Origin of the sequence: Pantoea sp. VS1 (assembly GCF_002207995.1) — a bacterium.
GTDB classification, from domain to species: domain Bacteria; phylum Pseudomonadota; class Gammaproteobacteria; order Enterobacterales; family Enterobacteriaceae; genus Pantoea; species Pantoea dispersa.
On the sequence record NZ_NHZE01000126.1, the window covers coordinates 1 to 13,931 of the forward strand.

Below are 13,931 nucleotides of genomic sequence, written 5' to 3' on the forward strand. Positions count from 1 at the left end.
GCCTGCACAACCCACGGATGCCGATATTATCTGGCGCATGATGCTGTGCGGTGCCGGCTTCGGGCTGTTCCAGTCACCCAACAATCACACCATCATCTCGTCGGCTCCGCGCCAGCGCAGCGGCGGTGCCAGCGGCATGCTCGGCACCGCGCGACTGGTCGGGCAAAGCACCGGCGCCGCGCTGGTGGCGCTGATGTTTAACCTGTTCAACGACAGCGGCACGCATGCCTCGCTGCTGCTGGCCGGGACCTTTGCCAGCGTGGCGGCTATCGTCAGTATGCTGCGCATGACGCAAAGCCGTCAGCCGGCAGAGTCATAAAAAAAGGGCGCCCGCAGGCGCCCTGTTCATTTTCTATGTGGCTTACTTAAGGTAGGCACCGCTGCGCAGCGCTTCGATACGCTTGTCGAGCGGCGGGTGCGACATAAACAGCTCGCTCAGCGATTTACCTTTACCGTTAATACAGAACGCCATCATGCTGCTGGGTTCCTGCGGTTCGTAGCTGGTTTTCAGGCGCTGCAGCGCGGCAATCATCTTTTCACGCCCCACCAGCTTCGCAGAACCGGCGTCGGCGTGGAATTCGCGATGGCGCGAGAACCACATGGTAATGATGCTGGCGAGAATACCAAACACCAGTTCCAGCACCGTCGCCACGGCAAAATAGACCAGCGGATTGCCGTTGCTGCTCTCTTCGCCGTCGCGGTTGCCGGACAGGAAGCCAGACGCCACCTGCGCAATGATACGCGAAATGAAGATCACAAAGGTGTTCACGATACCCTGAATCAGCGTCATGGTGACCATGTCACCGTTCGCGATGTGGGCGATCTCGTGCGCCAGCACCGCCTCCGCTTCATCGCGGCTCATGTTCTGCAGCAAACCGGTGGAGACCGCCACCAGCGAGGCGTCACGGCGTGCGCCGGTGGCAAAGGCGTTGATATCGGGCGCGTGGTAAATCGCCACCTGCGGCATCGCAATGCCGACCTGCTGAGCCTGGCGGCCGACGGTTTCCATCAGCCAGCGTTCCGTCTCGTTACGGGGTTGTTCAATCACTTCACCGCCGACCGAGCGTAACGCCATCCATTTGGACATCAGCAGTGAAACAAACGCACCGCCAAAGCCAAACAGACCTGCCATAATCATCAGACCCTGAACACTGCTTGACTGGATTCCTGTCAGACTCAGAATCAGTCCGAATACCAACATCACCGCCAGGTTGGTGACCAGGAAAAGCGCAATACGCATCATAAACGTTAATCTTCCTCAGTTGTGCTCGCGCTCATGCGCGGATATACATCCTATGTCCATTGTGGCGCTTTTCAAGCGACCTTAATCTTTAAGTGCCTAAAAAGACATAACTTTACATTTGGTAATGGTAGCAGGTGCAGCCTGCCGGGCGGCGATTTCAAGGCAAAAAAAAGCACCGCCGCAGCGGTGCTGTAATTTCAGGCCGAAAGGTTACTTCGCTGCCGCCGGCGCTGGCTGATCTTTTTCCAGCTGGGCCAAATCGTTAGCGATTTTCACCGTTTCATCCAGATACGGATCCGGCTCTTTGTAGTCTTTCGGCAGATCGTCCAGGCTCTTCAGCGGCGCTTTGCCTTCCGCCTGGTAGCGCGCATTGATACGTTCCAGACGCAGCGCATCTTCTTCGTGGTTCTCTTTCTCGCGCTGAGCCAGATTGAGCGACACGATGTTACGCTTGTCCTTCATCGCGTTGAAACGCGCGATGTCTTTCATGATGTACTGGAACTCGCGATCTTTGGCGATGCGATCGGCGTGCTCTTTGGTCAGCTGCGGCACCAGCGGCGTGATATCGCCGGTTTTGGTATAGGTCGCCGCGTTGATGCTGTCCCACGGCAGCGCGTTATCCTCAAACTTCTCGCCGGTCTCTGCCGCTTCCACACCGGTCGGCATCAGCAGGTCTGGCGTGACGCCTTTCCGCTGAGTACTGCCGCCGTTGATGCGGTAGAACTTCTGAATGGTGTACTGGACTGAGCCCAGCGCCGGCCATTCCGGACGCAGCATCTGATCGTAGATGCGGTTGAGTGAGCGATACTGCTGCACCGTACCCTTACCGAAAGTCGGTTCGCCGACAATCAGCGCGCGGCCGTAATCCTGCATCGCCGCGGCAAAGATTTCCGACGCCGAGGCGCTGAAGCGATCGACCAGCACCACCAGCGGACCTTTGTAGTAAACGATGCCGTCGTTGTCGCTGTCCTCACGCACGCGACCATTATTGTCACGCACCTGCACCACCGGACCACTCGGAATAAACAGGCCGGAGAGCGATACCGCTTCGGTCAGCGCGCCGCCGCCGTTGGTACGCAGATCGATGACAATGCTGTCGACGTTCTGCTTCTGCAGTTTCTGCAGCTGCACTTTCACATCATCGGTCAGGCCAACATAGAAGCCCGGGATATCCAGCACGCCGACTTTCTGTTTGCCGACGTTGTGCACGGTGCCCTTCACCGCGCGATCTTCCAGACGGATTTTCTCACGCGTCAGCGTCACGGTACGGGTTTTGGTGCCCTTGCCGGCTGGCAGGATCTCGAGGCGCACTTTGCTGCCCTTCGGCCCTTTGATTTTGGACACCACGTCATCCAGACGCCAGCCAATCACATCTTCCATTGGCTTGCCCGGCTGGCCGACGCCCACAATGCGGTCGCCCACGCTGATGGATTTGCTCTTGGCCGCCGGACCACCGGCGACCATCGAGTTGATCACCGTGTAGTCGTCATCCATCTGCAGCACGGCACCGATACCTTCCAGCGACAGGCTCATTTCGGTATTGAACTGCTCGGTGTTGCGCGGTGACAGATAGTTAGTATGCGGGTCGATTTCATGCGCGAACGCGGTCATCGCCAGCTGGAACACATCTTCGCTGTTGCTTTGTGCCAGACGACGGATGGCAAAGTTGTAGCGCTTGGTCAGCGTCTCGCGAATCTCTTTGTCATCTTTCCCGGCCAGCTTCAGGCTCAGCTCGTCATACTTCACCTTGGCATCCCACAGCGCGTTTAGCTCATCCGTGCTTTTCGGCCACGGTGCTTTGGCACGATCGATATCGATGGTGTCATTGCCGGTGAAGTTCATCGGGCGGTTCAGCACGCTGAGCGCATACTGATAGCGCTCGAAGCGGCGCTTCTGCGCCAGATTATAGAGATCGTAAAACACATCCAGCTTGCCGCTGCGCAGCTCATCACCGAGCGTGGTTTTCTTGTCGGCGAATTGTGCCACGTCCGATGCCAGCAGCACGTTATGGCTGTAGTCGAGCAGATTCAGGTAGCGGTCAAAAATTTTCGCCGAAAAATCCTGATTCAGATCGAACTGACGATAGTGAGAGCGGGTGAAACGCGAAGTGACGCGTTCACTAACGGTAGGATGCTGTGCTTCTTCGTGTAACTGGGGAATCTGGTCGGCGCGGGTAATGTTGTCCGCGCCAAAGGTGGGGCCTGCCAGCAGCAGGCCCGCGATCATACCGATCTTAAAAATGCTGTTCATGCCAGGGTCGGGCCTCCGTTTCAGAACTGCAAGTGTTCTGCGCGCACAATCATTGCCAGGCCGGAAGCGAGCTGGACCCGGACGCCATCTTTGGTAATTTCCAGGATGGTAGCGTCCATTGCACTTTTGCCTGCTTTGACTTTGATGTTTTGACCCGCTTGCAACGTTGAAGTGTCAGTGACGGGTTTTGCCCGCGGTGGACGCGGAGCAGCCTGACGCTCACCGGCCGCAGCACGCGGTGCCTGTGGACGTGGCTTGCGCGGTGCGTCGCCGTCAGCCGCTTTACGGGCAGCAGGCTTGCGCGGACGACGCTCAGCGGTCTCTTCACCGGCTTCACGTTTTTTCGCTTTTTGCTGCTCGCGCTGCGCCTGCACGCGCGCTTTGGCTTCTTCCAGCTGCTTGCGCGCATGTTCTACGTGCTGCTCATCCAGCACGCCACAGGCGTTGCCGTCGAGATCGACACGGGTGGCACCGGCTTTAATGCCGTAAAGATAACGCCAGCTTGAGGTATAAAGGCGTAAGGCCGAACGCAGTTGCGTCTTGCTCAGGCTGTTTTCGCCCTGAACGCGCTCCACCAGATCCTGAAAGATACCGATTTTGAGCGGACGCGCTTCACCTTCGGCGCTAAAGCAGTGCGGAAAACGCTGCGCCAGAAAGGCGATGACTTCTTTACTGCTGTTCAACTTAGGTTGATTTTCCATGAAATTTCCTGATTACAACGGGTTTGCCGACCAGAGCAGGCATGAACAGGCGACATTATAATGACAACATCGCCAAATGCTATGTGATCCAGTCGATTAGCTGCGCGTCAGCTGAAGAAATTTTTCAATGTCGCTGTTCGCCAGCACTGCACAAAGCCCGTCGGTAAGGGCTACCAGCCCCGCTTCATCCTCGCTATCGAAGCGAGAATAAACCGTACTGTCGATGTCGAGAACACCGACTATCGTGCCATTCACTTTCAGAGGAATCACGATTTCCGCGTTGCTGGCGGCGTCGCAGGCAATGTGCCCCGGGAAAGCGTGCACGTCTTCAACCCGCTGCACGCGATCCTCCGCAACCGCGGTGCCACATACGCCTTTACCAACCGGAATGCGTACGCAGGCGATTTTGCCCTGGAACGGACCCAGCACCAGCGTCTCCGGCTCGGTCAGCAAATAGAAGCCTGCCCAGTTAACCCCTTCCAGGCGTTCAAACAGCAGCGCACTGCAGTTGCCCAGCGCCGCCAGGAAAGAAGTTTCGCCCGCTAACAGTGCGCGGACATCGCGATTTAAATCCTCGTAAAAGGCTTTTTTGTTCATTGTTTAACCATAACTCATCACTGGCGTGACCTTGTTGTCACTCAGTTGTTAAAATAAGCACTAATAATCCAACCCCACAAGGTGAATCATTGTGTTAGTTACTATACCCTTAGCACGCTATGCTTGAGACTATTCTCGTACCATAGATTGATGCAGACAGACGTGCTCTGCTCCGCATGCCGGTAACTGTAACGAACAATGGGCCCCTTGCGTCATTTATGAAAATTCACGCCATCAGCCAGACGTTGCCCCACGCACGTTATCAGCGTTGCCCGCAATGCGATACCCTTTTTTCCTTACCGGATGTGAAATCGCATCAGTCGGCTTATTGCCCGCGCTGTCATGCCCGTATTCAGAACGGTCGCGACTGGTCAATGACGCGGCTCACCGCCATGGCCGTCACGATGATCGTACTGATGCCGTTCGCCTTCAGCCTGCCGCTGGTGGATATCCGCCTGCTTGGCATGCGCATCAACGCCAGCCTGCTGGAGGGCGTGCTGCAGATGGCGCAACAGGGCAACGTGCTGACAGCCGCCATGGTGGCGTTTTGCACGATTGGCGCGCCGGTGACGCTGGTGGCCGGCATCTGCTATTTATGGATTGGCCACGCGCTCGGCATGAACCTGCGCCCGGTCCTGCTGATGCTGGAGAAGCTCAAAGAGTGGGTCATGCTGGATATCTATCTGGTCGGCGTGGCGGTGGCGTCGATTAAGGTGCAGGATTATGCCGCGCTGGAGGTCGGCTACGGGCTGGTCGCCTATATCGCGCTGACCATCATGAGCCTGCTGACGCTGATTCATCTCAACGTGGAGGAGCTGTGGGAACATTATTACCCGCAGTCGGTGCCGCACGAACCGCCCGAGCGGTGGCAGGTTTGCCTGAACTGCCACCATACCGGTATGCCCGATGAACGCGGACGCTGCACGCGCTGCCATACGCCGCTCGATTTTCGCCGCCGCCACAGCCTGCAAAAATCCTGGGCGGCGCTGATCGCCTCGATTGTGCTGCTGATCCCGGCTAACCTGCTGCCGATTTCGGTGGTGTACGTCAACGGTGCGCGGCGCGAAGACACCATTTTCTCCGGGATTCTTGGCCTCGCCTCCGGTAACGTGCCGGTGGCGGCAGTGGTGTTTATCGCCAGTATTCTGGTGCCGTTTACCAAGGTGTTAGTGATGCTGACGCTGTTGCTTAGCATCCATTTTAAGTGTGAACAGGGTTTGAAAACCCGCATCCGTCTGCTGCGCGCCGTCACCTGGGTGGGCCGCTGGTCGATGCTGGATCTGTTCGTCATTGCTTTAACCATGTCGCTGGTCAATCGTGATCAGCTGCTGGCTTTTACCATGGGACCTGCCGCCTTCTACTTTGGCGCGGCAGTCATCCTGACCATTATGGCCGTTGAGTGGCTCGATAGCCGCCTGATCTGGGATGCACATGCAACAGGAAACGCCGACTACACCGACTAGTGCTAATCTGCGTAATAAACGCAAGATTTCGCCGTTCTGGCTTTTGCCCATTATCGCCCTGCTGATTGCCGGCTGGCTGTTATGGACTAATTATCAGGAGCGCGGCACCACCATCACCATCAACTTCCAGACCGCGGACGGCATCGTGCCGGGCCGCACGCCAATTCGCTATCAGGGCGTGGAAGTGGGCACCGTGCAGGGCATTGTGCTGAGCGATGACTACCGCAGCATTCAGATCAAAGCCAGCATCAAGAGCGACATGCGCGATGCGCTGCGGGAGAACACCCAGTTCTGGCTGGTGACGCCAAAAGCCTCGCTGGCGGGCGTCTCCGGGCTGGATGCGCTGGTGGGCGGTAACTACATCGGCATGATGCCCGGCGACGGCAAAGAGCGCGATCACTTTACCGCACTGGATACCCAGCCGAAATACCGGGTAAACACCGGCGAACTGCTGATTCACCTGCACGCGCCCGATCTCGGCTCGCTCAACACCGGTTCGCTGGTCTATTACCGTAAAATTCCGGTCGGCCGCGTCTATGACTATAGCATCAACGGTAATACCGATGGCGTGACCATCGACGTGCTGATTGAGCGGCGCTTCACCAACCTGGTGAAAAAACAGAGCCGCTTCTGGAATGTGTCGGGCGTTGACGCCGATGTCAGCCTGAGCGGCGCCAAAGTGAAGCTGGAGAGCCTGGCCGCGCTGGTGAATGGCGCGATTGCCTTTGACTCGCCGGACAGCGGCGAACAGGCCAACAGTGATCAAAACTATCAGCTCTATTCGGATCTGGCGCACAGCCAGCGCGGCGTGCTGATTTCGCTCGATCTGCCCAACGGCGACAACCTGAAAGCCGACAGCACGCCGCTGATGTATCAGGGGCTGGAAGTGGGCACCCTGACCAAACTGACGCTGCTGCCGGGCGGCAAAGTGTCCGGCGAGCTGACGATCGATCCCTCGGTCACCGGCCTGATGCGCAGCGGCACGCGGATTGAGATGCGCGCGCCGAAACTCAGCCTGACCGACACCAGCCTGAGCAGCCTGCTGACCGGCAATACGCTGGAACTGGTCCCGGGCGAAGGTGAGCCGCAGGATCACTTCAGCGTGCTGCCAGCCAGCGAAACGCTGTTGCAGAAGCCGGATGTGCTCACCGTTCAGCTCAGCGCGCCGGAAACCTACGGTATCGACGCCGGACAGCCGGTGATGCTGTATGGCGTGAAGATCGGCCAGGTCATTTCGCGCCGGCTGGATGAAAACGGCATCAGCTTTGTGGCGGCCATCAATCCGGAGCACCGCCAGCTGGTACACGCCGACAGTAAGTTCATCGTTAACAGCCGTCTCGACGTTAAATTTGGCCTCGACGGCATGCAGGTGCTGGGCGCCAGCGCGCGCGAATGGGTCGACGGCGGTATCCGGCTGGTGCCGGGTGCGAAAGGTCAGCCGTCCAGCCGCTATCCGCTGTACGCCGACTCAGAGCGCGCGGCGGAAGGCATTACCGGCGATCAGCCGCCGACCACGCTCAAACTGACCGCCAATAGCCTGCCGGATGTACAGGCCGGCTCGGTGGTGCTGTACCGCAAGTTCCAGGTCGGTGAAGTGGTGGATGTGGTGCCGCGCGCCGATGCGTTTGAGATTTCGGTCCATATCCAGCCGCAGTATCGCAAGCTGCTGACCAGCGAAAGCGTGTTCTGGGCCGAAGGCGGTGCCAAAGTCCAGCTCAACGGCAGCGGTCTGACCGTACAGGCTTCGCCGCTGAACCGCGCGCTGAAAGGCGCAATCAGCTTTGATAACCTGACGGGCGCGCAGGCAGCGAAAGGCGTTAAGCGCGTACTCTATCCGTCAGAGACCGCCGCGCGTGCAGTCGGCAGCCAGATTACCCTGCACACCTTTGATGCCAGCAAACTGTCTGCCGGCATGCCAATCCGCTATCTCGGCATCAACGTCGGTCAGGTGGAGTCGCTGGCACTGAGCCAGGATAACAACCAGGTGGTGGCAAAAGCGGTGCTCTATCCGGAGTATGTGCAGGACTTCGCGCGCATCGGCAGTCGCTTCTCTGTCGTCTCGCCGGAGATTTCACCCGCCGGCGTCAATCACCTGGAAACGCTGCTGCAGCCGTATGTGAATGTGGATCCGGGCAAAGGCGCGCTGGCGCGCAGCTTTGAGCTGCAGGAGAGCACCATTACCGACTCGCGTTACCTTAACGGGCTGAATATCTATGTGGATACCACCGAAGCCGGATCGCTGTCGATTGGCACGCCGGTGCTGTTCCGCGGTGTAGAAGTCGGCACGGTAACCGGCACTTCGCTGGGTAACATGGCCGACCGCGTGCAAATCGCGCTGCGCATCAGCAAGAAGTATCAGCATCTGGTGCGTAACAATTCGGTGTTCTGGCTGGCCTCCGGTTATAACCTCGACTTTGGCCTGATTGGCGGTGTGGTGAAAACCGGCACCTTCCAGCAGTTCATTCGCGGCGGCATCCAGTTTGCCACGCCACCGACGGTGCCGCTGGCGCCGCAGGCCGGTGCCGACAAGCACTTCCTGCTGCAGGATGAAGCGCCAAAAGAGTGGCGCAACTGGGGCACGGCGATTCCGTCGCCAAACTAAGACAACGGGCAGCCTGCGGGCTGCCCGACTTATTTGCGCCAGGGATATTGCGCACGGCTGTACCTGAGCCGGGCTCGGCGTTACACTTCGCCCTCACTTTGTTAGTCCGGTAGATATCCGTGTCCGATCGTTTTCCTGAAGATTTTCTCGCGCTGATGCGCGCCAGCCTGGCCGACGAGGCCGAACTCGAACGCTTTCTCGCCATCAGTCAGCAGCCGCTGCGCCGCAGCCTGCGCGTCAATACGCTGAAAATCAGCGTGGAGGATTTTCTCACGCGCGTGGCGGGCTACCGCTGGCAGCTGACGCCGATTCCGTGGTGTCGGGAAGGCTTCTGGATTGCGCGTGATGACGAATCGCTGCCGCTCGGCAGCGTCGCGGAACACCTCAGCGGTCTGTTCTATATTCAGGAAGCCAGCTCAATGCTGCCGGTCAGCGCGCTGTTTGACGCCGCGCCGGATGCCCGCCAGGTGATGGATGTGGCCGCTGCGCCGGGCTCTAAAACCACGCAGATGGCCGCGCTGATGCGCAATCAGGGCGCGATCCTCGCCAATGAATACTCCGCCAGCCGGGTGAAAGTGCTGCATGCCAATATCAGCCGCTGCGGCGTCAGCAATGTGGCGCTGACCCATTTTGACGGGCGCGTCTTTGGTGCCGCGCTGCCGGAACAGTTCGATGCCATACTGCTGGATGCGCCCTGCTCCGGCGAGGGTGTGGTGCGCAAAGATGCTGACGCGCTGCGCAACTGGACGCTGGCCAGCACCGAGGCCATCGCCGCCACCCAGCGCGATTTACTCGACAGCGCTTTTCACGCGCTGCAACCGGGCGGCACGCTGATTTACTCGACCTGTACGCTCAATACCATCGAAAACCAGCAGGTGATTGCCTGGCTGCAGCAGCGCTATCCGCAGGCGCTGGAAATTGTGCCGCTCAACGATTTGTTCGCTGGCGCCGAACGCGCGCTGACGCCGGAAGGCTTCCTGCACGTATTTCCGCATATCTTCGACAGCGAAGGCTTTTTCGTCGCGCGGCTGCGCAAAACTGCCAGCGTGCCGCCATTGCCGGCGCCGACCTACAAACTCGGCAAGCTGCCCTTCTCGCCCGCCAGCCGCAAGCTGGTGGCGGAGGTGGCACAGGCCGCGCACAAGGTGGGACTACACTGGGATGAGAACCTGACGCTGTGGCAGCGCGACAAAGAGCTGTGGCTGTTCCCGGCGGCGCTGGAGAGCTGGCTCAGCAAAGTGCGTTTCTCGCGTATCGGTCTCAAACTGGCGGAAACCTTCCCGAAAGGCTTTCGCTGGCAGCATGAAGCGGTGGTGGCGCTGGCGCAACCGGACTGCGCGCTGGCATTCGAGCTGGACGAAGCGCAGGCGGAAAGCTGGTATCGCGGTCAGGATATTCATCCCGACACGCCGCCCGTGCGCGATGAGGTGATTGTCACTTACCAGCAGCAGCCGCTGGGCCTGGCGAAACGCGTCGGAAGCCGCATCAAAAACAGCTATCCACGTGAACTGGTGCGCGACGGCCGGCTGTTCCGCTAACACGCATTACTGCAATTGCACCAGCGTCAGCCGGTTGCCAAATACCGCGCCGGTATCAATGTAATGCTGATTAGCGGCGTTAAGCGGCTGCTCCAGCGGCGTATGGCCAAAGTAGAACGCACTGGCACCGGCGATCGGCTGCGAACGGCCGCGCTGATGGCGAGCGAGCCGGTCGCGGCTCCAGACGACCTGATGCCAGTCGACATCCTGTCCCAGTGCGTAGGCACTGGCAGGATAGTCGGCATGAGCAATGACAATGACGCGCTCTTCAAATTGCAGATGTAAAATCAGCGGCAGTTCGGCACAGCCCTTCAGCGCATGACGCGCGGCAATCAGCCGCGCACCGCTCAGCTGCCAGAACCAGTCCCCGCCGTTCATCATCCACAGCATCGGATCGTCGCCCTGCAGCGCATCGAGCGCCATCTGCTCGTGATTACCGCGCACGCAGCGGAACCACGGCTCTTCCAGCAGTTGCAGACAGCCAAGGCTGTCCGGCCCGCGGTCGATTAAATCCCCGACCGATAGCAGCAGATCCTGTTGCCGATCAAAGCCCTGCCGCAGCAGCTGCGCATCAAGCTGCGCGCGGCAGCCGTGCAAATCACCGACCACCCAAATATTGCGCCAGTTATTTGCACGCAGCGTCTGATAAAACATGTAATCTGCCCCGGTTGACTGGAAGTTTAGTAAACCCGGCATAAAGTATAGTCCGGTGAGGGGTAGCCGCGGAGGCATCAGCGTGAGCAGTCGGAAACAGTTTGTTGGCATCCTCGTGATGATTTTTATTGGCAGCCTGCTGCTGCTGGAGTCGCTCGCGCGCCTGGTGCATCTGCTTTTTGTTGGCTGAGCGGTGTTTCATGCCGCGCTAAACGCTTACACTCCTTTGCGTCTTACTGAAAGGAGTCTCCATGAGTCAGAATATCTACGATAACCCCGAATTTTTTGCTGGCTACGCCACCCTGCCGCGTTCGGTCAACGGACTGGACGGCGCGCCCGAGTGGCCCGCGCTGCGGGCCATGCTGCCTGAACTGCGTGACCAGCGCGTGCTGGATTTGGGCTGCGGCTACGGCTGGTTTTGTCGTTATGCGCAGCAGCAAGGCGCGCGTGAAGTGCTGGGGCTGGATGTGTCAGAAAAAATGCTGGCGCAGGCCGCTGCCATGACCGATCGGCCCGGCATCACTTATCAGCGCGCTGATCTCGAAACCCTGCAGCTCAGCAGCACTTTTGACGTGGTGTACAGTTCGCTGGCGCTACACTATCTCAGCCATATCGACGCCCTGTTTGCCACGATTTTTCATGCGTTACGTCCCGGCGGCGCGCTGGTGTTTTCATGCGAGCATCCGATTTATACCGCTCCGCGTCAGCAGGAGTGGTTCATCGATGATGCCGGGCAGCGCAGCTGGCCAGTCAATCAGTATCAGCAGGAAGGGGAAAGGATCAGCAACTGGTTTGCCGCTGGCGTGAAGAAGCAGCACCGCAAGCTGGCAACCTGGATTAACGCGCTGATTGCCGCCGGTCTGGTGATTGAACGGCTGGATGAGTGGGGTCCGGATGTACAGCAGGTAGCGGAAAATCCGGCGCTGGAAGAGGAGCGCGAGCGTCCGATGCTGTTTTTGCTGGCGGCGCGCAGGCCGCTGTAAGGTTTTCAGCAGTGGCTGCATCCTGCAGCCCTGTGAAAATTCCCCCCGGCGCTTATCTCCGGCACTCAATCAAGGTGTTAGCTCTGTAAGGGACGGCACCTACTGTAACGCTTAAGATTATTCCGAACAAGTTAAATGATATTAACTATCATTCTCAACTATTGATCTGGCACGCTGTTAATGCCCGTTGCGTTTGTGTCGCTTCTGTCTGCTAAATCTCACAGGAGCCCGCATGATCACTGACTACACCTTTAACTATCTGGATGGCCTGGATGTGCACTATCGTTATAAACCGGCCAGTCTGGATAATCAGCATCTGTTGATTGTCATGTCCGGGTTTAACCTGCCCGATCCTACCGTGTATGATTTTACTCTGCTGGAGCACACCCGCGCAGCCGTGTTATGGATCAAAGACGATTTCAACGGTTTGCCAGCGTATTACCTGTGTAACAATCTTCAGTTCAACATCGAGCACGGCGTCAGCCAGCTCATCCGGGCGGTGATTGAGCTAACCCAACCTTCTGACGTGACCATTCTCGGCGCGTCGAAAGGCGGCAGTGCCGCGCTCTACTTCGGTATCCGCCACAACATCAGAAACATTATTACTGCAGTACCGCAGTTTTTTCTCGGTGACTATGCAAGCCAGATTTGGCCCAGTGTGGGTAAAGCGATGATGGGAGAGATAAGCCCGGCTGCGGTCGCGTTGCTAAATAAATACCTGCCCAATGCCGTGCGTCGCGATCGCCAGACGCAGAAAAATATTTATCTGTTTACAGCACTGGCCGATCATCAGCGCGAGCAGGAAGTGTTACCGCACCTCGGGCTGCTGGAAAAATACAGTAATTTCAATCTGATTGAATCGTCATCACCCTGTATCACGCAACATAATGAGGTGACCCGCTATAACCTCAACCTGATTCTGGCGCTGATATATCAGCTGGAGCAGAATATCACCCCGCGCTGGGGCCATATTCGCAACGGCAGCAGTTGGTAACGGCGCAGCTGAAAATCATAGGTTGGCTATGACGAATCCCGGCTAACGCGTGATTAAAAAGATCGCCAGCATAAAACCGATAAACAAACCGGCAAAGGTCAGCAATCCGGTGCGCGGCGTTTTGGCCTGACCGACAATCGCGCCGATAAAAATGCTCAAAATGGTGAGCGTGCCAATCATTACCCAGAGAAGATAGTGTGTATTTGCTGCCATGCGAAATCCTGTTAAGCGGCCATCAATCAATGCGCCCTGTTATACCATTTTTCGCTGTGGCTGGCTGCTGCCAATATCCGCTGCGTTGCGCGCAGAATGATAAAGCACCCCATAGGTGACAACGTCACTTGCGTATTATCTCACGCAATGTTATTGCGCTTAATAAATGCGCTAATTGAGCAAATAAAGTCCGGCAACAAGGGTACCGACGGAAATAATATGGAATAGCTCAGTCATGGTAGCGACCTCAATTTAATGCCTGTACGACTCAGTCAAGAACAGCATCTGGCGTTCGTCAAATCATCACCGCCTGCAATAAGCGCAGCCGATGGCATAAATACCAATCGATGCTTAACTGAATACGTACCCATAAGACAGGAGGAAAGCCATGAGCCAGTCTGCATTAGCCACCTACCTTGCGTTAAGCGACGACGACCTCAATGAGATGGGCATCCGTCCGGACACGCTGTTCAAAGCGCAGCCCGACGATAATGGCGCCGCCGGTTACTATTTCAACGTACCGGACACCACGCCGCAGCGCGTGCTGGGGCAGAAACGCTGGTCGCTGGGCGATCGCATCGACATTCCGGCCAGCGTGTTAAATAACGATTCAGCGTAACGGCTCCCGGGATGCGCGATCCTGTGCCAGGCTTAAGTCATTGTGGAATGTTGCAATCAAGAGGGAATGATTAT

The 13,931-nt window shown here is 57.8% G+C and carries 12 protein-coding genes and 1 pseudogene; 7 read left to right on the forward strand and 6 right to left on the reverse strand.

The window, feature by feature from the left end:
* Positions 1-319, forward strand: a pseudogene (locus CBW22_RS24690) (MFS transporter); the annotation flags it as partial.
* A gap of 42 nt (positions 320-361) precedes the next feature.
* Here the strand turns inward: CBW22_RS24690 and htpX are convergent.
* The 4 genes from htpX to CBW22_RS24710 all read right to left on the reverse strand — a co-directional run bounded on the left by htpX (position 362) and on the right by CBW22_RS24710 (position 4,791).
* Positions 362-1,243 carry a protease HtpX gene (htpX, locus tag CBW22_RS24695; RefSeq protein ID WP_021510018.1) on the reverse strand — a complete coding sequence of 294 codons (882 nt, stop codon included), beginning with the start codon at positions 1,241-1,243 and terminating at the stop codon, positions 362-364.
* A gap of 210 nt (positions 1,244-1,453) precedes the next feature.
* Entirely contained in the window at positions 1,454-3,493 is a 2,040-nt protein-coding gene (gene prc / locus CBW22_RS24700) for a carboxy terminal-processing peptidase (RefSeq protein WP_088518133.1), read from the reverse strand.
* A gap of 20 nt (positions 3,494-3,513) precedes the next feature.
* Positions 3,514-4,194: an RNA chaperone ProQ gene (gene proQ / locus CBW22_RS24705; RefSeq protein WP_088518134.1), complete on the reverse strand. Its 681-nt coding sequence runs from the start codon at positions 4,192-4,194 to the stop codon at positions 3,514-3,516.
* A gap of 96 nt (positions 4,195-4,290) precedes the next feature.
* Entirely contained in the window at positions 4,291-4,791 is a 501-nt protein-coding gene (locus CBW22_RS24710) for a GAF domain-containing protein (RefSeq protein ID WP_088518135.1), read from the reverse strand.
* 218 nt (positions 4,792-5,009) lie between these two features.
* Between CBW22_RS24710 and yebS the strand changes: the two genes are divergently transcribed.
* The 3 genes from yebS to rsmF all read left to right on the forward strand — a co-directional run bounded on the left by yebS (position 5,010) and on the right by rsmF (position 10,394).
* Positions 5,010-6,254 carry a membrane integrity lipid transport subunit YebS gene (gene yebS / locus CBW22_RS24715; protein ID WP_058771236.1) on the forward strand — a complete coding sequence of 415 codons (1,245 nt, stop codon included), beginning with the start codon at positions 5,010-5,012 and terminating at the stop codon, positions 6,252-6,254.
* A complete protein-coding gene (locus tag CBW22_RS24720) occupies positions 6,223-8,856 on the forward strand; it encodes a PqiB family protein (RefSeq protein WP_058771299.1) in 2,634 nt (877 codons plus the stop codon). Before yebS ends, CBW22_RS24720 begins: the two co-directional genes overlap by 32 nt.
* A 113-nt stretch (positions 8,857-8,969) precedes the next feature.
* Positions 8,970-10,394, forward strand: coding sequence for a 16S rRNA (cytosine(1407)-C(5))-methyltransferase RsmF (gene rsmF, locus CBW22_RS24725; protein WP_088518136.1), 1,425 nt, complete (start codon positions 8,970-8,972; stop codon positions 10,392-10,394).
* Positions 10,395-10,400: 6 nt separating this feature from the next.
* Here the strand turns inward: rsmF and CBW22_RS24730 are convergent, their stop codons facing one another.
* Entirely contained in the window at positions 10,401-11,048 is a 648-nt protein-coding gene (locus tag CBW22_RS24730) for a metallophosphoesterase (protein WP_088518137.1), read from the reverse strand.
* Between the two features lie 251 nt (positions 11,049-11,299).
* Between CBW22_RS24730 and CBW22_RS24735 the strand changes: the two genes are divergently transcribed.
* Entirely contained in the window at positions 11,300-12,031 is a 732-nt protein-coding gene (locus tag CBW22_RS24735) for a class I SAM-dependent methyltransferase (RefSeq protein ID WP_088518138.1), read from the forward strand.
* 232 nt (positions 12,032-12,263) lie between these two features.
* Positions 12,264-13,025 (forward strand): hypothetical protein, encoded by a 762-nt coding sequence (locus CBW22_RS24740; protein WP_088518139.1) that lies wholly within the window; start codon positions 12,264-12,266, stop codon positions 13,023-13,025.
* A 42-nt stretch (positions 13,026-13,067) separates the two neighbouring features.
* On the opposite strand, the gene CBW22_RS26440 is transcribed toward CBW22_RS24740, so the two are convergent.
* Positions 13,068-13,238, reverse strand: coding sequence for a hypothetical protein (locus tag CBW22_RS26440; protein ID WP_021510008.1), 171 nt, complete (start codon positions 13,236-13,238; stop codon positions 13,068-13,070).
* A 388-nt stretch (positions 13,239-13,626) separates the two neighbouring features.
* On the opposite strand from CBW22_RS26440, the gene CBW22_RS24745 reads away from it, so the two are divergent.
* Complete coding sequence (locus CBW22_RS24745) at positions 13,627-13,857, forward strand: hypothetical protein (RefSeq protein WP_058781840.1); 231 nt, start codon at positions 13,627-13,629, stop codon at positions 13,855-13,857.
* Positions 13,858-13,931 lie beyond the last annotated feature (74 nt).